Source organism: Haliea sp. E17 (genome assembly GCF_048323675.1).
Classification (GTDB): Bacteria; Pseudomonadota; Gammaproteobacteria; order Pseudomonadales; family Halieaceae; genus Mangrovimicrobium.
In genome coordinates this window covers 498,369-515,592 of sequence record NZ_JBLWFK010000001.1, presented here as the reverse complement: position 1 = coordinate 515,592, position 17,224 = coordinate 498,369, and the positions used below count along the sequence as shown (strand labels likewise).

At 65.8% G+C, this 17,224-nt stretch carries 15 protein-coding genes; 8 read left to right on the top strand and 7 right to left on the bottom strand.

Going from position 1 to position 17,224, the window contains the following annotated elements; translation table 11 throughout:
- Positions 1-18: 18 nt before the first annotated feature.
- Both ACNKU3_RS02240 and ACNKU3_RS02235 read right to left on the bottom strand, forming a co-directional pair.
- Positions 19-972 (bottom strand): alpha/beta hydrolase, encoded by a 954-nt coding sequence (locus tag ACNKU3_RS02240; protein WP_418257779.1) that lies wholly within the window; start codon positions 970-972, stop codon positions 19-21.
- Positions 973-1,093: 121 nt separating this feature from the next.
- Positions 1,094-2,800, bottom strand: coding sequence for an alkaline phosphatase D family protein (locus tag ACNKU3_RS02235; protein ID WP_418257778.1), 1,707 nt, complete (start codon positions 2,798-2,800; stop codon positions 1,094-1,096).
- 254 nt (positions 2,801-3,054) lie between these two features.
- On the opposite strand from ACNKU3_RS02235, the gene ACNKU3_RS02230 reads away from it, so the two are divergent.
- Both ACNKU3_RS02230 and ACNKU3_RS02225 read left to right on the top strand, forming a co-directional pair.
- On the top strand, positions 3,055-5,565 hold the full coding sequence (locus tag ACNKU3_RS02230) for an acyl-CoA dehydrogenase (protein WP_418257777.1): 2,511 nt from the start codon (positions 3,055-3,057) through the stop codon (positions 5,563-5,565).
- A 195-nt stretch (positions 5,566-5,760) separates the two neighbouring features.
- Positions 5,761-6,432 carry a 2OG-Fe(II) oxygenase gene (locus ACNKU3_RS02225; RefSeq protein ID WP_418257776.1) on the top strand — a complete coding sequence of 224 codons (672 nt, stop codon included), beginning with the start codon at positions 5,761-5,763 and terminating at the stop codon, positions 6,430-6,432.
- A 69-nt stretch (positions 6,433-6,501) separates the two neighbouring features.
- Here ACNKU3_RS02225 and ACNKU3_RS02220 read toward each other — a convergent pair whose 3' ends face one another.
- Complete coding sequence (locus ACNKU3_RS02220) at positions 6,502-6,945, bottom strand: hypothetical protein (RefSeq protein WP_418257775.1); 444 nt, start codon at positions 6,943-6,945, stop codon at positions 6,502-6,504.
- A gap of 152 nt (positions 6,946-7,097) precedes the next feature.
- Here ACNKU3_RS02220 and ACNKU3_RS02215 point away from each other — a divergent pair, with 152 nt between their 5' ends.
- The 4 genes from ACNKU3_RS02215 to ACNKU3_RS02200 are packed head-to-tail and all read left to right on the top strand — an operon-like array spanning position 7,098 to position 9,978.
- Positions 7,098-7,607, top strand: coding sequence for a glycine zipper 2TM domain-containing protein (locus tag ACNKU3_RS02215; RefSeq protein ID WP_418257774.1), 510 nt, complete (start codon positions 7,098-7,100; stop codon positions 7,605-7,607).
- 28 nt (positions 7,608-7,635) lie between these two features.
- The gene (locus ACNKU3_RS02210; RefSeq protein ID WP_418257773.1) at positions 7,636-7,962 is read left to right on the top strand and encodes a hypothetical protein; all 327 of its coding nucleotides are present in this window, start codon (positions 7,636-7,638) and stop codon (positions 7,960-7,962) included.
- Between the two features lie 4 nt (positions 7,963-7,966).
- Positions 7,967-8,650: a response regulator transcription factor gene (locus tag ACNKU3_RS02205; RefSeq protein ID WP_418257772.1), complete on the top strand. Its 684-nt coding sequence runs from the start codon at positions 7,967-7,969 to the stop codon at positions 8,648-8,650.
- Positions 8,647-9,978, top strand: coding sequence for an ATP-binding protein (locus tag ACNKU3_RS02200; RefSeq protein WP_418257771.1), 1,332 nt, complete (start codon positions 8,647-8,649; stop codon positions 9,976-9,978). The genes ACNKU3_RS02205 and ACNKU3_RS02200 overlap by 4 nt, the downstream gene beginning before the upstream one ends.
- 3 nt (positions 9,979-9,981) lie before the next feature.
- Here ACNKU3_RS02200 and ACNKU3_RS02195 read toward each other — a convergent pair whose 3' ends face one another.
- A complete protein-coding gene (locus tag ACNKU3_RS02195) occupies positions 9,982-10,527 on the bottom strand; it encodes a hypothetical protein (RefSeq protein WP_418257770.1) in 546 nt (181 codons plus the stop codon).
- A gap of 325 nt (positions 10,528-10,852) precedes the next feature.
- On the opposite strand from ACNKU3_RS02195, the gene ACNKU3_RS02190 reads away from it, so the two are divergent.
- Together ACNKU3_RS02190 and ACNKU3_RS02185 are read left to right on the top strand one after the other, a co-directional pair.
- Entirely contained in the window at positions 10,853-14,224 is a 3,372-nt protein-coding gene (locus ACNKU3_RS02190; protein WP_418257769.1) for an ATP-binding protein, read from the top strand.
- Positions 14,224-15,162 (top strand): response regulator transcription factor, encoded by a 939-nt coding sequence (locus ACNKU3_RS02185; protein WP_418257768.1) that lies wholly within the window; start codon positions 14,224-14,226, stop codon positions 15,160-15,162. Before ACNKU3_RS02190 ends, ACNKU3_RS02185 begins: the two co-directional genes overlap by 1 nt.
- Before the next feature lie 34 nt (positions 15,163-15,196).
- Here the strand turns inward: ACNKU3_RS02185 and ACNKU3_RS02180 are convergent, their stop codons facing one another.
- Genes ACNKU3_RS02180 through ACNKU3_RS02170 form a run of 3 tightly spaced genes read right to left on the bottom strand, consistent with a single transcriptional unit; the run spans position 15,197 to position 17,176 of the window.
- Positions 15,197-15,886, bottom strand: coding sequence for a VIT1/CCC1 transporter family protein (locus tag ACNKU3_RS02180; protein WP_418257767.1), 690 nt, complete (start codon positions 15,884-15,886; stop codon positions 15,197-15,199).
- A gap of 33 nt (positions 15,887-15,919) precedes the next feature.
- Positions 15,920-16,603, bottom strand: a complete 684-nt coding sequence (locus ACNKU3_RS02175; RefSeq protein WP_418257766.1) for a glutathione S-transferase family protein — start codon at positions 16,601-16,603, stop codon at positions 15,920-15,922.
- Positions 16,604-16,648: 45 nt separating this feature from the next.
- Positions 16,649-17,176, bottom strand: coding sequence for a zf-TFIIB domain-containing protein (locus ACNKU3_RS02170; RefSeq protein ID WP_418257765.1), 528 nt, complete (start codon positions 17,174-17,176; stop codon positions 16,649-16,651).
- Positions 17,177-17,224 lie beyond the last annotated feature (48 nt).

The window sequence follows — 17,224 nt, the reverse complement described above, 5'->3', positions numbered from 1 at the left end:
TGCCCGGCGAGGAACGGATCAGGCGTCGAATGCCGCCGCCAGTGCCGCGCGCTGGTCGCGCAGGTGCTGCTGCGTCAGCCGGGCCTGCGCGACCACATCGGAACCGTGGAAGGCGCCGGGGTAAACGTGCAGCTCCACCGGCACCCCTTCCCGGGAGAGGCGCCGGGCATACTCGAGGTTCGACTCCAGGAACAGGTCGAGCGAGCCCACCCCGATAAATGTCGAGGGCAGGCCGCGCAGGCTTGCGGCCCGCGCCGCCGCCGCGTAGGGAGACACCCCGGCTCCGCCGGGTTCGCAGCCCAGCAGGCTGCGCCAGCCGTAGGCATTACTGGCGCGGGTCCAGCCAAACTCTCCGGTGCAGGGATGGCGCTGGGCGGGTTCGCGATCCTCAAGCATCGGGTACACCAATTGCTGGTGCACAATCGGGATTTCTCCGCGATCGCGAGCCAGCAGGGCCAGGGCGGCCGCCAGGCCGCCGCCGGCACTTTCACCGCCGACGGCAATGCGCTGTGGGTCAATCCCCAGAGACCCTGCGTGGCGATAAACCCAGGACAGGCCGGCGTAGCAGTCCTCGATATTCCCCGGGAAAACGGTTTCCGGGGCGAGGCGGTAATCGACCGAGGCCACCACGCAGTCGAGGTCCTCGGCGATGGCGGTGCACTGCGCAACCGACATGTCCGCGCTGCCCAGCACGAAGCCGCCGCCGTGGATGTGGAAATACAGCGGGCGTACTTTGCGACCAGCGCAGGGAGTGAACAGCAGCACGCGGACATCCGGCGTCCCCTCCGGCCCATCGGCGTAAATCTCCCTGAGCGCGACGGCGGCGGACGTGGTCTCTCCCGCCGGCAGTTGCCGGTACATCTCGGCAATGCCCTGGCGCATGATCGGGAGCGTCTCTTCATTGATATCGCAGGGCGGCAGCAATTCCAGGCCGGGCAGCAACTCCGGATCGACCAGGTGGCGGGTAGTCATGCGGGATTCCCTCGTCATTGTTATAGCTGTGCACGCGGGTGAACCACGGCGCCCACGCCAGGGCATGGGCCGCCACGCGGCACCGCCGGGGCCAGCCCGGCGGGTGCAGCAGGGCCGGCCTTCAGTTCAACACTAAATCACTGCGCTGCACGGAAACAACTTTTTCTGCAGCCGCATCGATGCTGTAGTCGACACTGTCTATGGTATCGACGAAGCGCCAGCGTGCCTCCAGCGCCTCCGGCGCGAAGCCGACTTCGAGGTAGCCTCGATTGATGAGGTTCGCATACCCAAGGTCATCCACCAGGGTCGTTACGACCGAGCCGAACAGCGCGGCGTTGGTTGCGCCAATGGCTGCCTCCGCCCCCGGGGAGGTGACACTGGGCGCCGCAATCTCTACCCCGACGATATCGCCGGCTGCGGTAGTCAGTTGCGAACCCCAGGCGTTGTGCGTGTCGCCCGCCAGCACCACCAGTCGCGAGGCCAGCTGGGCAGCGTGCTGCAACAGGGCTTCCCGCTCGAAGGCGTAGCCGTCCCAGGCATCGAGGTTCAGGGGAATCGCTGAATCGAGCAGGGCCTGCTGTTCCGCGCTGCGCTGTTCTTCCGGCGTATTTTTGGCGGAAACAGCGGCCAGCAGGGCGCTGGTCGCCGCGCCCAGGGCGCCACTGTTGAGCCCGCTGATAATCGGTTCCGGCAGGGCCAGGCGTGCCATCAGTACCTGCTGGCCGAGCACCTGCCAGCGCGCCGTACTTTCCGTCAGCGCACCTTCCAGCCAGGCCAGCTGCTCCGCGCCGAGCATGCTGCGGTTACTGTCGTTGACCGCCGCGCGCAGCGCTTCGACATCGATCAGGTCGCCGTTGGTGAAATCGGCGTAGTCCAGCTGCAGGTCGCGGCCGATGTTGCGGGTATCGAGCATGAGCAGGTCGAGCAGGTCGCCGTAGCTGAAGCGCCGGTAGATGATCTCCCGGGCCTCGGCGGGGGGCCGCACCGGCAACCATTCGTACCAGGCCTGGATCGCCGCCGCGCGGCGCTCGCTGAACGCGCCTTCGGTGGCGGGGTCGTGGTTGGCCGCGCCCTCCCGCCAGGTGTTGTCGGCAATCTCATGATCGTCCCAGACCAGGATGAAAGGGTGCCGGGCGTGGCAGGCCTGCAGGTCGCCATCGCCGCGGTACTGTGCGTAGCGCCTGCGGTAATCCGCCAGGGTGATGATTTCATGGGCTGGGTCGGACACCCGCCCGATGGCCTCGGCCTGTTCGCTGGCGTAACTATCGGCGCCATATTCATAGATGTAATCGCCGAGGTGCAGAACCGCGTCGACCTCGCGTCCCGCCACCTCGCGGTAGACATTGAAATAACCTGCCGGGAAATTTGCACAGGACACGACGGCGAAGGTCGCGGCGGGCACGCTGCCGGCAGGCGCCGTGCGGGTGCGGCCAATGGGCGACTCCACCTCCCGGCAGCGAAAGCGATAGAAATAGGCGGTACCCGCATCGAGGCCGTCGGCATCCACCTTGAAGGTATAGTCGACGTCCGCGGTGGTTTCGCCACGGCCGCTGGCGACCACCTCGGCAAAAGCCTCGTCCAGGGCTATCTCCCAGTCGAGGAGCACCGCGCCCTCCTCTTCAGGTGTGGCGCGGGTCCAGAGAATTACCCGGTCGGTCAGCGGGTCGCCCGAGGCAACGCCGTGCTCGAAGCTCGCCGCCACCCCCTTGTCGCGGTTGTTGCTGTCGGAACAACCGGTGAGGTTGGCGGACAACAGCGGCAGCAGCGCGGCGGCGCTGATACCCCTGACAATGGATCGACGAGTGAACTTGCCGCTGGGGTCTTGCATCGGGAACTACCTCGAAATGAAGGCGTTTGAGTATAGCCGCGGGCCATGTCGCTTCCATGACTGCATCAGATTAAGTGAGCTTTTTACTCCAGGGACAGCGGGCAAGCTCAGACTGGACGGCGGTGAAAGCTATTCGCGCTTGATCTGGACCGCTTCTTGCAAGTTATCCACCCAACCTGGCCGGGCCTGCGCTGGCAAAGCCCCGACTATGGACTAACGTTATAGAACCGCTCACTCCCGGAGGCTGGAAGCCCATGAGTATCCTGCTGTTCCTTATCGCCGCGGCGGTGCTGCTCTACCGCCGCGCCGACGCCCAGACCGCACTTGCCACCCTCGCCATCGCCACCTTTATCGGCTGGTTGCTCGACGACTTCGGCTTTTTCAGCTTCCTGTTTGGCGCCGCGCTGCTGGCCGCCGCGTTCGTGCTGGTGCGACCCAGCGATTTCCGCCTGCACAGGGTCAGTCATCCGCTGCTCGGCTATGTGCGCGGCATGTTGCCGAAACTCTCCGATACCGAGAGCGAGGCGCTGAAGTCGGGTTCCGTCGACTGGGACGGGGAACTGTTCTCCGGTGACCCGCAGTGGGCAAAGCTGATCGAGGCCCGCCCGGCGCAGCTCAGCGAGGAGGAGCAGGCCTATGTCGAGGGCCCGGTGGAGACCCTCTGCGACATGCTCGACGACTGGGCGATCACCCACGAGGAGTACGACCTGCCGCAGGAAGTGTGGGACTACATCCGCGGCAACGGTTTCTTCGGCCTGGTGATTCCGGAGGAATACGGCGGCAAGGGTTTCTCCCACACAGCCCACTCGGAGATCGTCATGAAAATCTCCACCCGCAGCGTCTCCGGCGCGGTGACGGTGATGGTTCCCAACTCCCTCGGCCCGGGTGAATTGCTCAGCCACTACGGCACCGAGGAGCAGAAGAACTACTACCTGCCGCGCCTCGCCGCCGGCGAGGAGATTCCCTGCTTCGCCCTGACCTCACCCATGGCCGGTTCCGACGCCGGCGCCATCCCCGACAAGGGCGTGGTCTGCATGGGCGAATGGCAGGGCGAGGAGGTGCTCGGGCTCAAGGTGACCTGGAACAAGCGCTACATCACCCTGGCGCCGGTGGCCACCTTGATCGGCCTGGCGATCAAGGTCTACGACCCGGATCACCTGCTCGGCGGGGAGGAAGTGGTCGGCGTGACCTGCGTGCTGGTGCCGCGGGACCTCGAGGGGGTCAACGCGGGCAGCCGCCACCTGCCGATGAACACCGTGTTCATGAACGGCCCGACCTGGGGCACCGACGTGTTCATCCCGATGAGCCAGATCATCGGCGGCGAGGACATGCTCGGCAAGGGCTGGACCATGCTGCTGGAGTGCCTGTCCATCGGCCGTTCAATTTCCCTGCCGGCACTGGGGACCGGCGCCGGCAAACTGGCCTGCCTGGTCACCGGCGCCTACTCCCTGACCCGCGAACAGTTCGGCCGCTCCATCAGCCAGTTCGAGGGCGTGCAGGAGGCGATGGAATCCCTCGCCGGCTACACCTACCAGATGAATGCGGCGCGCCTGCTGACCTCCGGCATGCTGGACCGGGGGGTCAAGCCCGCAGTGCCCTCGGCCCTGCTCAAGTACTACAACACAGAGCTGATGCGCCGGGCCATCAACCACGCCATGGACGTGGTCGCCGGCCGCGGGGTGATTACCGGCCCGCGCAACTTCCTGGCCCGGGCCTACCAGGCGGTACCCATCGCCATCACCGTGGAGGGCGCCAACATCCTGACCCGCAGCCTGATGGTGTTCGGCCAGGGCGCCATCCGCTGCCACCCCTACATCACCGAGGAAATCGCCGCCGCGGAGAACCCCGACGGCAACGCCGGGGCGCGCGACTTCGACGCGGTGTTCTACCGGCATATCGCCCACACCTCGCGCAACGCCCTGCGCGCCTTCGCGCTGTCCTATGCCGGCGGCGCCCTGGAGCAGGTTCCGGAAACCGGCGACCTGCAGCGCTACTACCGGCAGCTGGCGCGCTTCTCCGCGGCATTCGCCCTGCTTACCGATGTCACCCTGCTCAGTGTCGGCGGCGGCCTCAAGGCGCGGCAGCGGCTCTCCGGGCGCATGGCCGACTGCCTGGTGCACCTCTACTACGGCAGCGCGGTCATCAAGTACTGGCTGGACCAGGACCGGCCGGACGACCAGCGGCCGCTGGTGGAATGGAGCCTGCAAAGCAGCGTCAAGGGCGCCCAGGATTCACTGCTGGCGGCCATCGACAATTTCCCGGTGAGCGCCCTGCGCTGGCCCCTGCGCCTGCTGGTCTTCCCGCCGGGCTACCAGAAGCAGAAAGCCCCGGACGATGCGCTCGGCGGCAAGGTCGCGGCGACCATCGTCGAGGATGCGCCGCTGCGCGAGCACCTGGCCGCCGGCTGCTACCGCAACGACAGTCCCCAGGACCCGGTGGGTCGCGTGCTCAACGCCTACCGGCTGGCGCTGGACACCCGCGACAGCCGCGACAAGCTGCACCGGGCCATCCGCCAGCGGGATGAGGACCAGGTGGACGCCATCGCCCTGCTGCTGGGCCACCAGCGCGAGGAACTGGTGGACTGGGCGGTCGCGGAAAACGTGATCACCGCGCAGGAGCGCGAGCCCCTGCTGGACGCCCTGACTGCCCTCTACGACGTGATTCGCGTCGACGCCTTCGACGCCAAGGGTATCCGCGAACTGTCCGCCTGTGCCAAGGGCAAGCGCAAGGTGGTGGAGCGCCCGCCAAAGAATACGAAGGCCTGACCCCCCGTTTTACGCAAAAACTCCCCCGCCGGTGGGCGCACCGCGGGGGGCAATTTTCCCGCGGAACGCTATCGCCTCACCCGCCGATTTCTGCTAATTTTCCGCCCCCCAGTCCGCCGCGTTGACTGACTTTCGCGCGCCGGGACCGGTTCCATTCAATCGCGGCCGCACCGGCCCCCTGCAGGTCACCACAGGATGCCCAATTTCCCCTCCGCGCTCGCCGACAGCGGCCGCACCGGCGAGGAGACCCTGTTCGCACGCATCGCCGGGGACATTCGTGAATCCGGCTACAGCATCAATCCGCTGGCCCTCGAGCCACAGCTCCTGCAGCCGCTGATGCAGCACGTCCAGGCTATGGCTCCGGACATGTTTGCGCGCGCCGGCACCGGCCGGCAGCGTGACCACGTGCTCAACGATTTTGTGCGCCGGGATGAAATCTGCTGGATCAGCGGCGACTCCACCGCGGGGGCAGCCTGGCTGGACTGGGCCGGACGCCTGCGCCAGTTCCTCAACCGGGAACTGCTGCTGGGACTGTTTTCCTTCGAAAGCCACTTCGCCCATTACGGCCCCGGGGATTTTTACCGCCGCCATTACGACGCCTTCCGCGGCGAGGCCAACCGCATGCTCTCGCTGGTGGCCTATCTCAACCCCCACTGGCAGACGGGGGAAGGCGGTGAACTGGTGCTGTACCGCGACGGGGAGGACCAGGAAGGCATCCGGGTACTGCCCACGCCGGGTACGCTGGTGGCCTTCCTCAGCGAGGAGTTTCCCCACGAAGTCCTGCCCGCGGAGCGCGACAGGTATTCGGTCGCCGGCTGGTTCCGGCTGAACACCTCGGTGAGCGGGCGGGTCGACCCGCCGCGCTGACCGGGCATGGCTATACAGGCTGCAGGACTCCAGGGCCGCCAGGACCCTGGATGCTCTGCAAGGGGCCGGCTAGTAGCAGGCTGAGGGCGGCAATTCCACCCGCCGCTCGCTGCCGTCCTGGTAGCGTTCGATCCGGTAGCAGCCGGACACCTGGGTGGTCGTGGTCTGCGAATAGGTAGTCGACGCGTTATCGTGGCTGTGGCCGAGGGTATAGCCGATCGCACCACCCACCAGCGCCGCGCCCAGTGGCAGGTAGGGGTCGTAGCTGTAGTAGCCGCGCGGCCGGTAGTCGTGTCTCGGGTAGTAGTAGACGTGGTGATGGCCGCCCTTGTAGTGCTTGTTGTAGTGTTTGTCGTAATGCTTGTCGTAGTGGCCCTTGAAATGCTTGCCATTGTGCCTGCTGTCATAGCGGTCACCGTGGCCCTTGCCCTTATCCCAGCCGCGATCCGCGAGGGCGGTGGCTGAACCGGCCGCCATTACCAGGCTCATCAGGATTACAGTCAGTCGTTTCATTGTTCTACATCCTCCGTTGTGCCCATGCACAGGTGCAGATTAACGACCCCCACCTGAACGCTGCCTGAACGCAATCGGGCATTTTCGTTCAGCTTCGGTTCAGCCAGCCGGGGGGACACTGTAGCCACCAGAAAGTATTGGAGACTCCCGCCATGAAACGCATGCTTGCCGCTACCGCCCTCCTCCTGCCGCTGGCCGCCGCCCAGGCGCAGGACAGTGTGTATATCAATGCGCCGGTAGTGCTTGCGGAGCCCATTGTGGAAGTTGTCACCCGGAAGATCCCCCATGAGTACTGCCGCAACGAACAGGTCCGGGTGGTCAACAACGGCGCACACTCCGCCACACCGGGACTGCTCGGGGCTGTTGTCGGCGGAGTGGTCGGCGGTGCCGCCGGCTCCGACAGCCGCTACCAGCCGGTGATCGCCGGTGCCGGCGCGCTGCTCGGCGCCTCCATCGGCACCGATATCGCCCACCGCCAGTCGGCCCAGGCCTATTACGTCAACGAGCGCCGCTGCGACACGGAATACGAACTGCGCGACATCGAGCGCGTCGTGGGGTATCGTGTCGGCTACGAGTATCAGGGCAATACCTTCTACACACGGACTGCCTCGGCGCCCGGCAACACCATCCGCCTGCGCGTCGATGTGAGCCCGGAACCATGACGCCAGCGAGGACTTCCCCGGGGACACCATGTCACGCCTCTCCTGCCTGCAAACCCTTTGCCTGGGCGTGCTGTGCGCCACGCTCGCGCTGACCCTGCCCGCCCCGGAGGCTGTCGCCAAATCCGACAAACACAGCCAGGGCAGCAAGAACGACAACCGCGGCCAGCAGGACAAGCAGAACCAGCGCAACGGAAAGGACAAGGAGCAGAAGCAGATGAGCGCCCAGCAGGCCTCTGCCCAGGCCCAGTCCCGCTACGGTGGCCGGGTGCTGAAAGTCGAGCCGCGCGGCTCCGGCTACAATGTCCGCCTGCTGCAGAACGATGGCCGGGTAATCACCGTCTTTATCGGGGACTGAGCGCATGCGCATGCTGATCGTCGAGGACGACCTGCAATTGCAGGAACAGCTCCGCTCCCTGTTCCAGCGCAACGGCTGGGTCGTGGATTGCGCCCCGGACGGCCGCGAGGCCCGCTATCTCGGCAGTGAGTTTCCCGTTGACATCGCCATCGTCGATCTCGGCCTGCCGGACATATCCGGCATACAACTGGTTCGCGGCTGGCGCGAGGCCGGGCTCGAGTTTCCCATCCTGGTCCTCACCGCGCGCAGCGATTGGCGCGACAAGGTCGAGGGCCTCGAAGCCGGCGCCGACGACTACGTCACCAAGCCCTTCCAGCCGGAGGAAGTGGTCGCCCGGGTCGGCGCCCTGCTGCGCCGCGCTGCCGGACGCAGCAGCGACGTGGTGAATTACGGCCCGGTGCAGATCGACTTCGCCAGCCGCAACGTGCTGCGCGAGGGCGCGGCGCTGGACCTGACCAGCTACGAATTCAACACCCTCGAATACCTCGCCAGCCGCCCCGGCCAGGTCATTTCCAAGACCGAACTGACCGAACACCTCTACGCCCAGGACCACGAGCGGGACAGCAATGTCATCGAGGTCTTTATCGGCCGCCTGCGGCGCAAACTGGACCCCGACGGCGAACTGCAACCGATTGCCACGGTGCGCGGCGCCGGTTACCGCTTCACCCTGCAAGCCCTCGACCCGTGAACTTCCTGTTCCATTCCATCGCTGGCCGCCTGGTCCTGGGCAGCGCCCTGCTGCTGGCAGTGTTCCTGTCCGCCAGCGGCTGGTACCTGGAGGGCAGCCACCGCAAGAGCCTCGAGGCGGCGGAGGTAGAACGCCTGCAACTGCAGCTGTTCACGCTGCTGGCCCAGGCCGAGTTCGAAGCGAGTTTCAGCATGCCCGCGGAGCTGATCGAGCGCCGCTACAACCAGCCGGGCTCGGGCCTCTATGCGCGTGTCACCGACGCCAGCGGCAGGATTCTCTGGCTCTCCCCCTCCGCGGTGACCCTGCCCGCCAGCGCGACCACCGCGGCGCCGACTCCGCTGCAGCCCGGGGAGCACCACTTCAGCCGCCGCGGCGAGCTGTATTCGCTGGCCTGGCAGGTGGTCTGGGCGGCGGAGGAAGGCGAGGAAATCCCCCTGCAGTTCACGGTGATGGAAACCGCCGCCCCGCTGGAAGCGGACATCGCCGAGTACGGCCGCGGCCTGCGCCTGTGGCTGGGCGGTTCCGCCCTGCTGCTGCTGTTGTTCCAGGCGCTGGTACTGGGCTGGGCGCTGCGTCCCCTGCACCGGCTGGCCGGGGAGGTCGGCGCCATCGAGGCCGGCGAGGCAGAACTGCTCGGCGAAGACTACCCGCAGGAGGTGCTACCCCTCACCAGCAACCTGAACACCCTGCTGGCGGGCGAACGCCAGCGCCGGGAGCGGGTGCGCAACACCCTGGCGGACCTCGCCCACAGCCTGAAAACCCCGCTGGCGGTATTGCGCGGCGCGGACCCGCAGCATGCGGACTACGCCGCGCTGGTGGGAGAACAGACGGCACATATGGAGCAGATCGTCAGCTACCAGTTGCAGCGGGCCTCCGGGGGCAGTCACCGGCTGCTGCAACTGCTGCCGGTCGCTCCCCTGGTCCAGCGCCTGCGGGATACCCTGCTCAAGGTCTATGCCGACAGGAACCTGCACATCGAACTGGCTATCGTCGACAGCTGCCGCTTCCGCGGCGACGAGCGCGACCTGATGGAGGTGCTCGGCAACCTGATGGACAACGCCTGCAAATACGGCCGGCGGCAGGTCCGGGTCAGCGCCGAGGGCAGCGCGCCGAAGCTCCTGCGTATCCGCATCGAGGACGACGGCCCCGGCATCCCGCCCGGGGCGCGCCAGCACAGCCTGCTGCGCGGCACCCGCCTGGACCAGATGGCGCCCGGGCAGGGCCTGGGCCTGGCGGTGGCGGCGGATATCGTCGAGAGCTATCGCGGCTGGCTGGAAATCAGTGACAGCCCGCTGGGCGGCGCGCGGGTCACGCTCACCTTCCCCTGAGCACTACTGGCCGAAACTGGCAACAAAGCTGTCTACCTGCCCCTGCTGCACTCGGTCGACAATTTTCGCCAGCTCGGCGAAGCCCTGCGCGGCATAGCCGCTGACCCGGTACTCGTGCACCAACCGAGTGGCGCCGTCCTCCGTCGCTTCAAGAGTGAAACTGGCGGCACCGTGCAGCCCCATCGCCTGCAGCGGACCCAGTCCGCCAAGCATCACCAGCGATTGACCGGGACGTACCTGGGACACCGTCAGGTGCAGCACCGACAGGCCCTCGGCCTGCTCGCAAAAACAGCCGCCGGCTACCGGGGCCAGTGACAGGTTGGCGCGATCGCCGGACCAGGTGTGGGCGGAATCCCACCACTGCTCCGGGTGCACCAGCCGCTCCCAGGCCTGCGCCGGCGGCGCTGGCGCCACGGCCTCCACCCGCAGTGCAAAGCCCGCGGCGTTGCTGCCCAGGACTTCCGCTTGCAGCGGTGCCGCCATACCTGCGAACACCAGCAGGGCCACGCCGGCCGATCCGGTACCCCTGGGTTGTCTGTGACTGGTCATGGTTTCTCCTGCGGCGGCTGCGCGCCACTCCCGGGGCCTGTGGAGAGCCCGGCAGTCATCCGGCCCTGTGACCCACATACTGTACGGACGCCTCCCGCTTCGACAGCGAGACTCTTCCACTTTAGCAGCTGGCGCCCCACCTGCACGCCGCCGGCCTGATTCAGCCTCCGGCAAAGGGCGACGCGGCCTGCGTCAAATAACGTATTGGCGCCCTTTCGGGCTTCCTGAGATACTCCCTGCCTTCCTGCGTCCGTGCTGAGCGGTGGCATGTAACTTGCTGCCAATACGGGTACACCACATAAAACAGGCCAACCAGACCGAGTCAATGCGCCCTTCACAGCACATATTCCGCACCCGGCGCCAGTACAACCAGTGGGTGGGCAACCAGACGCTGGAGGACTACGCGCTGCGCTTTACCGCCAAGCGGGCGCGGCGCTTCAGCCCCTGGGTGGTGGCGACCACCGCGCTGGGCGGGGCCGCTGCCTTTCTCGCGCTGGAGGCGATCGGCGGTGCCATCACCCTGAGTTACGGTTTCACCAACGCCTTCTGGGCCATGCTCACGGTGGGCCTGGTGATCTTCGTGACCGGCCTGCCGATCACCTACCACGCCGCCAAGTACGGCGTGGACATCGACCTGCTGACCCGCGGCGCCGGCTTCGGTTACCTCGGTTCCACCATCACCTCACTGATCTACGCCTCGTTTACCTTCCTGTTTTTCGCCATCGAGGCCGCCATCCTGGCGATGGCGCTGAAAGCCCTGTTCGGCATCCCGCCGGCACTTGGCTATATCCTCTGCGCGGTGGCGGTGATCCCCATCGTCACCCACGGCATCACCTTCATCTCCCGCTTTCAGGTGGGCACCCAGTACCTTTGGGTGGGCTTGCAAATTCTTGCAGTAGCGGCCATCGCCTGGAACGAATGGCACAACATCGGCGGCTGGATGGACTTTCCCGGCAGCGGGGCGGTCGCCGAGCGCGGCGGCAGCTTCGACCTGCTGCTGTTCGGCGCCGCCGCCTCGATCCTGTTCGCACTGATGGCGCAAATTGGCGAACAGGTCGACTACCTGCGCTTCCTGCCGCCGCAGGAGGAAACCGGCAGGCTGCGCTGGTGGATGGCCCTGGTCAGCGCCGGACCGGGCTGGGTTTTCGTCGGTGTACCCAAGATGCTGCTGGGCTCCTTCCTCGCCTGGCTGGCGCTGAGCAAGGGCGTGGATCCGGAACTGGCGGCGGACCCGACCCACATGTACCAGGGCGCCTACAACTACCTGACCAACTCGCCGACCATCGCGCTGGTGCTGGCCGGGGTGATGGTGATCATCTCCCAGCTCAAGATCAACGTGACCAACGCCTACGCGGGCTCCATCGCCTGGTCCAATTTCTTTTCCCGCCTGACCCACAACCACCCGGGCCGGGTAGTCTGGCTGGTGTTCAACGTGGCCATCGCGCTGCTGCTGATGGAACTGGGGATTTACCGGGCGCTGGAGAACATCCTGTCGGCCTTTGCGATCATCGCCGTGAGCTGGCTGGGGTCACTCTCCGCCGACCTGATGATCAACAAGCGCCTCGGGCTCTCCCCGCCCTTCATCGAGTTCAAGCGCGCCCACCTCTACGACATCAACCCGGTGGGGGTGGGCTCGATGTTCGTCTCCACTACCATCGGCATGCTCTGCCACCTCGGCGTGTTCGGCCCGGTACCGGCGGCGCTGACCCACTTCATCACACTCGGCTGCACTTTCGTGATGGTGCCGCTGATCGCCTTCATGACCCGGGGCCGCTACTACATCGCCCGCAGCCCGGATGAAAACCTGCTGGCGCGCCACGAGCATGAGTGCGTCATCTGCGAGAACCACTTCGAAACCGAGGATATCAGCCACTGCCCCGCCTACCAGGGGCCGATCTGCTCCCTCTGCTGCACCCTGGATTCGCGCTGCTACGACAGCTGCAAGAGCGACGCGCGCTTCTCGATCCAGGTGGCGCAGTTTCTCGGCAAGCTGCTGCCCGGCCCGGCCATGCGCCGGATCGACAGCCGCCTCGGCCGCTTCGTCAGCATCCTGTTCCTGATATCGCTGGCCAACGCGGCGATGTTGTCGCTGGCCTACTACCACATCGATCCGCAGGGTGCGGAGATGGCGCAGACCCTGCAGGAACTGCTCAACACGCTGTTCTTCCTGCTGATGATCGTGTTCGGGGTGATCGCCTGGCTGTTCCTGCTGGCCCACGAGAGCCGCGCCGTGGCCCACGAGGAAACCGCGCGGCAGACCGAACTGCTGCTGCACGAGATCGAGGCCCACCGGCAGACCGACCGCGAACTGCAAACCGCCAAGGAAATAGCCGAGGCCGCCAACGACGCCAAGAGCCGCTACCTCTCGGGCATCAGCCACGAATTGCGCACCCCGCTGCAGTCCATCCTCGGCTACACCCAGATCCTGGCCCGCGACGAGCGCATCCCCGAGGACCGCCGCGACTCCATCGCCATCATCCGCCGCTCGGGGGAATACCTGGCGGACCTGATCGAGGGCCTGCTGGACATCTCGCGCATCGAGGCGGGCAAACTGCAGATTCACCGCGCCAAGGTGGACCTCGCGGCGATGCTCGACGAGATCGTCAACATGTTCTCCCTGCAGGCCGCGGGCAAGAGCATCAGCTTCCGCTACGAGAACGACCCGCACCTGCCGCGCTTCGTCTACACCGACGGCAAGCGCCTGCGGCAGATCCTGATCAACCTGCTCTCCAACGCGGTGAAATTCACCCACCACGGCGAGGTGGTGCTGAAGATCACCTACCGCAACCAGGTCGCCAAGATCAGTGTCAGCGACACTGGCGTGGGCATCGCCGCCAGCGACCTGCAGCGTATTTTCAATCCCTTCGAGCGCGCCCATACCAATGGCAACCCGGAGGTCGCGGGCACCGGCCTGGGCCTCACCATCGTCAAGTTGCTCTCGGAGATCATGGGCGGCGACCTCGAGGTCAGGAGCACGCCGGGCAGCGGCAGCACCTTTACCCTGAGCCTGATGCTGAACAGTGCCGGCCCCCAGCTCACTGCCGCGCCCGCCAGCGAGCACATCACCGGTTTTACCGGCGAGCAACGCACCCTGCTGGTGGTGGACGACGAACCCACCCATCGCAGCCTGATGGCGGATTACCTCGCGCCCCTGGGCTTCAGCATCCTTGAAGCCGGGGACGCCGAAGCCTGCCTGGCATTGCTGGAGTCACACACACCAGACGCATTCCTGCTGGACGTATCAATGCCCGGCATGGACGGGATGGAGCTGGCGCGGAGGTTGCGCAAACGCGGCCTCAACGTCCCCATCGTCATGGTGTCCGCTGACGCGCAGGAACGCCGCGCGGAGGATATGCCGGACGCGGCACACGATGCCTACATGGTCAAACCCATCCGCTTCTCGGTCCTTACCGACGTGCTGTCCAACCTGCTCGGGCTGACCTGGACGTACGCGCCGCCGAAACCGGGGGAGCCGAAATCCCCGGCCATCCTGCAACTGTCACCCGCTGCCGCGGCCAGCGCCAGCCGCCTGCGCGCCTATGCCGAGATCGGCTATACCCGCGGCGTCACGGAGGAACTCGACCAGTTGCAGCTGGACGGTATACTGCCGGCGGCGGCACTGGAACAGCTCGCCATGCTGGCGCGCCAGATGCGCTATGCCGAGATTGTCGAACTACTCAACAGGAGTGAAACCTGATGACACAGGTACTGCCTGATACCAAACCGGCAGTGGAGCCCTCCAAGGGCGTGGTGCTGGTGGTCGACGACTCCCCGGACAGCCTGAGCATGATCAATGCCGCGCTGGAACAGGAGGGCTACACGGTTCTCATCGCCCTCGAGGGCCGCCAGGCCCTCGCCATTGCCAGCAAGATTCACCCGGACATCATCCTGCTGGATGCGATCATGCCCGCCCTCGACGGTTTCGACACCTGCCGTATCCTCAAGGCCGACCCCCACCTGGCTGACGTGCCGGTGATCTTCATGACCGGGCTCACCGATACCGACAGCGTGGTCAAGGGCCTCGACGCCGGCGGTGTCGACTACCTGACCAAGCCGGTGAATATCGACGAGCTGGTGGCGCGCATGCGCGTCCACCTGGCCAACGCCAAACTGAAAAACAGCGCGCAACTGGCCCTCGATTCCACCGGCCAGCACCTGTTCAGCGTGAGCGAAAAAGGCGAAATGCTGTGGGCCACGCCACAAACCCGCGACCTGTTCCGGCGCGCGGGCATCGACGAGACCTGGCTGGCCAGCCAGTTGCCCGGGCAACTGCGCCACTGGATGGCCTTCAAGCCCGCCAACGGACAGACGCTACCGCTCGGCGCCCTGGACTATCCGCTGCAGGTCAAGCTGGTGGGACAGGCCTCCAGCGGCGAGACCATGCTGCGCCTGCTCGACGGCCAGGCGCCCACCGGCCCGGAAAAACTGCGCCACCACCTGCCGGTGACGGAGCGCGAATCGGAAGTGCTGTACTGGATCGGCAAGGGCAAGACCAACCGGGAAATCGGCCAGATTCTCGATACCAGCCCGCGCACGGTCAACAAGCACCTGGAACAGATTTTCCGCAAACTGGAAGTGGACAACCGGACCTCGGCGGCCGCCATCGCCCTGCGTTTCCTGCTGGACGAGGTGTGAACGCGTTGCGGCGCCCGCCGTCGGGTGGCGACAGCTAGACGCTGACGCCGAACAGGCGGCCGATCGCTGCGGTCAACAGCATGGCCATGGTGCCCCAGAAAGTGACCCTCGCCGCCCCCACCAGCAGCGGCGCACCTCCCGCCCGCGCCGCGACGGCACCGAGGATGGCGAGAAAACACAGAGACGCGATAGCCACCAGGGGAATCAACAGCGGCCCGTGGGCCAGCCAGGCAAAGGCCAGGGGCAGGGCCGCCCCGACAGTAAACGTCGCCGCGGAGAATACCGCCGCCTGCACCGGCTGCGCATTGCCATTTTCGGTGATGCCGATTTCATCGCGCGCGTGGGCGCCGATGGCATCGTGCTCCATCAGTTTCTCCGCCACCTCGTGGGCCAGCGCGGGATCCAGGCCGCGTTTCTGGTAAATTTCAGCGAGTTCCCTCACCTCGGCCTCGTAGTGCTTGTCCAGCGCCGCGGCCTCGATTTTCAGGTCGGCCCTCTCAGTATCCGCCTGGGAACTGACCGATACGTATTCACCGGCGGCCATCGACATGGCCCCGGCCACCAGCCCGGCAATGCCCGCCAACAAGATGCCCTCGCGGGAACTATTCGCTGCAGCGACACCGATGATCAGGCTGGCAGTGGAAACGATGCCGTCGTTGGCGCCCAGTACCGCCGCCCGCAGCCAGCCCACACGATGTGAGCGGTGTTTCTCATGGTGAGGCATAGTCATTCCTGTATCGATTGTTACCCTGCGACTTCAGGCGAGGCGCAGATCCCGGGTTATCCGGCCGTATTCCAGTATTTCGAGTTCGTGCTGCTCTTCCCGCCAGGGTTCCTGCAGGGCCGCGGTCTCCCAGCCGCGCATACCCGGCAGGGCCAGCATGCGCTGCGCGTAGGCATCCGAGGCTGCGGACAGGCGCAGGCCATAGGACTGGATGCGGAACACTACCGGGGCAAAAAACGCGTCGACCGCGGTAAACGCGCCGCCCGCCAGGAACGGGCCGCCGAATCGACCCAGCCCCTGCTGCCACAACTCGTCGAGCCGGGCCAGGTCATGGCGCAGGTTTGCGTCGACCCGGACCAGTTCCACCCGCAGGCCGCAATTCATCGGGCAAATACGCCGCAGTGCGCCGAAACCCGCGTGCATTTCCGCCACGGCGCAGCGCGCCCAGGCCCGCGCATCGCGGCTCGCCGGCCAGACCTCCAGGTAGTCCTCCGCCACGTATTCGACGATGCCCAGCGAATCCCACAACGAGCGCTCCCCGTCCACCAGGCAGGGTACCAGGCCGGTCGGACTGAAGCGCCGGAAGCTCTCCCAGCTCGACCCCTGGTCAAAGGGTGTCAGCACTTCCTCGAAGGGAATCTGCAGCGCCTGCAGCAAAATCCATGGCCGCAGGGACCAGGAGGAATAGTTCTTGTTGGCGATATACAGCGTATACATCGTGACCTCGCAATCGTCGCCAGCGCTTCCAACGGCCTGAGCGGACTAGAACGCCCCACCATCCTGATTGCCGGGCAGGTAGTATGAGGGGCAGATAAACTTCAGCATATTGGCGATGCGCCTGGCATTTTCCAGCTTGTGTTCGCGCTCCAGCTTCAGGCGTTCCAGTTCCGGGCCGAACATCTCGTCGAAGGCCGCGGCGGCATCGGCCTTGCGCTCCTCCTCGGAAGCGTACTGCTTGCGGATGTGGTTCAACTCCCCCATGTCCAGCCAGACTCCGGCGCAGTTGGCGCAGGTGTCGATTTCCACTTCCTTTTTAACGCTGAAGAAATTGCGCATCAGCGTAATGTTGTCACACTTTGGACAGTTGATGCGGACTTCGCGATCCACCTTGACTGTAGGGTCGACCGGGATATTCAGCAACTCGGTCCCCGCCTCCTCGTGGGGCTCGTCAAACTTGCGGAACTCGAAGGTATCGAACCAGATTCCACCACAGCCTCCCTTGCAGATATCGACCTGGATACCGTCAATTTCCACGTGGGCAAATGTGCTCTTGCAGGCAGGGCATTCCATAGCTTGTTTCTCCTTGTTCTCCAGCGAGCAGCAGTCAACCCCGGGCGG

Coding starts and splice junctions, on each gene's coding strand:
- ACNKU3_RS02185 (WP_418257768.1), top strand. CDS start 14,224: ATGACACAGGTACTGCCTGATACCAAACCGGCAGTGGAGCCCTCCAAG.
- ACNKU3_RS02190 (WP_418257769.1), top strand. CDS start 10,853: ATGCGCCCTTCACAGCACATATTCCGCACCCGGCGCCAGTACAACCAG.
- ACNKU3_RS02235 (WP_418257778.1), bottom strand. CDS start 2,800: ATGCAAGACCCCAGCGGCAAGTTCACTCGTCGATCCATTGTCAGGGGT.
- ACNKU3_RS02180 (WP_418257767.1), bottom strand. CDS start 15,886: ATGCCTCACCATGAGAAACACCGCTCACATCGTGTGGGCTGGCTGCGG.
- ACNKU3_RS02240 (WP_418257779.1), bottom strand. CDS start 972: ATGACTACCCGCCACCTGGTCGATCCGGAGTTGCTGCCCGGCCTGGAA.
- ACNKU3_RS02195 (WP_418257770.1), bottom strand. CDS start 10,527: ATGACCAGTCACAGACAACCCAGGGGTACCGGATCGGCCGGCGTGGCC.
- ACNKU3_RS02175 (WP_418257766.1), bottom strand. CDS start 16,603: ATGTATACGCTGTATATCGCCAACAAGAACTATTCCTCCTGGTCCCTG.
- ACNKU3_RS02170 (WP_418257765.1), bottom strand. CDS start 17,176: ATGGAATGCCCTGCCTGCAAGAGCACATTTGCCCACGTGGAAATTGAC.
- ACNKU3_RS02220 (WP_418257775.1), bottom strand. CDS start 6,945: ATGAAACGACTGACTGTAATCCTGATGAGCCTGGTAATGGCGGCCGGT.
- ACNKU3_RS02225 (WP_418257776.1), top strand. CDS start 5,761: ATGCCCAATTTCCCCTCCGCGCTCGCCGACAGCGGCCGCACCGGCGAG.
- ACNKU3_RS02215 (WP_418257774.1), top strand. CDS start 7,098: ATGAAACGCATGCTTGCCGCTACCGCCCTCCTCCTGCCGCTGGCCGCC.
- ACNKU3_RS02230 (WP_418257777.1), top strand. CDS start 3,055: ATGAGTATCCTGCTGTTCCTTATCGCCGCGGCGGTGCTGCTCTACCGC.
- ACNKU3_RS02210 (WP_418257773.1), top strand. CDS start 7,636: ATGTCACGCCTCTCCTGCCTGCAAACCCTTTGCCTGGGCGTGCTGTGC.
- ACNKU3_RS02205 (WP_418257772.1), top strand. CDS start 7,967: ATGCGCATGCTGATCGTCGAGGACGACCTGCAATTGCAGGAACAGCTC.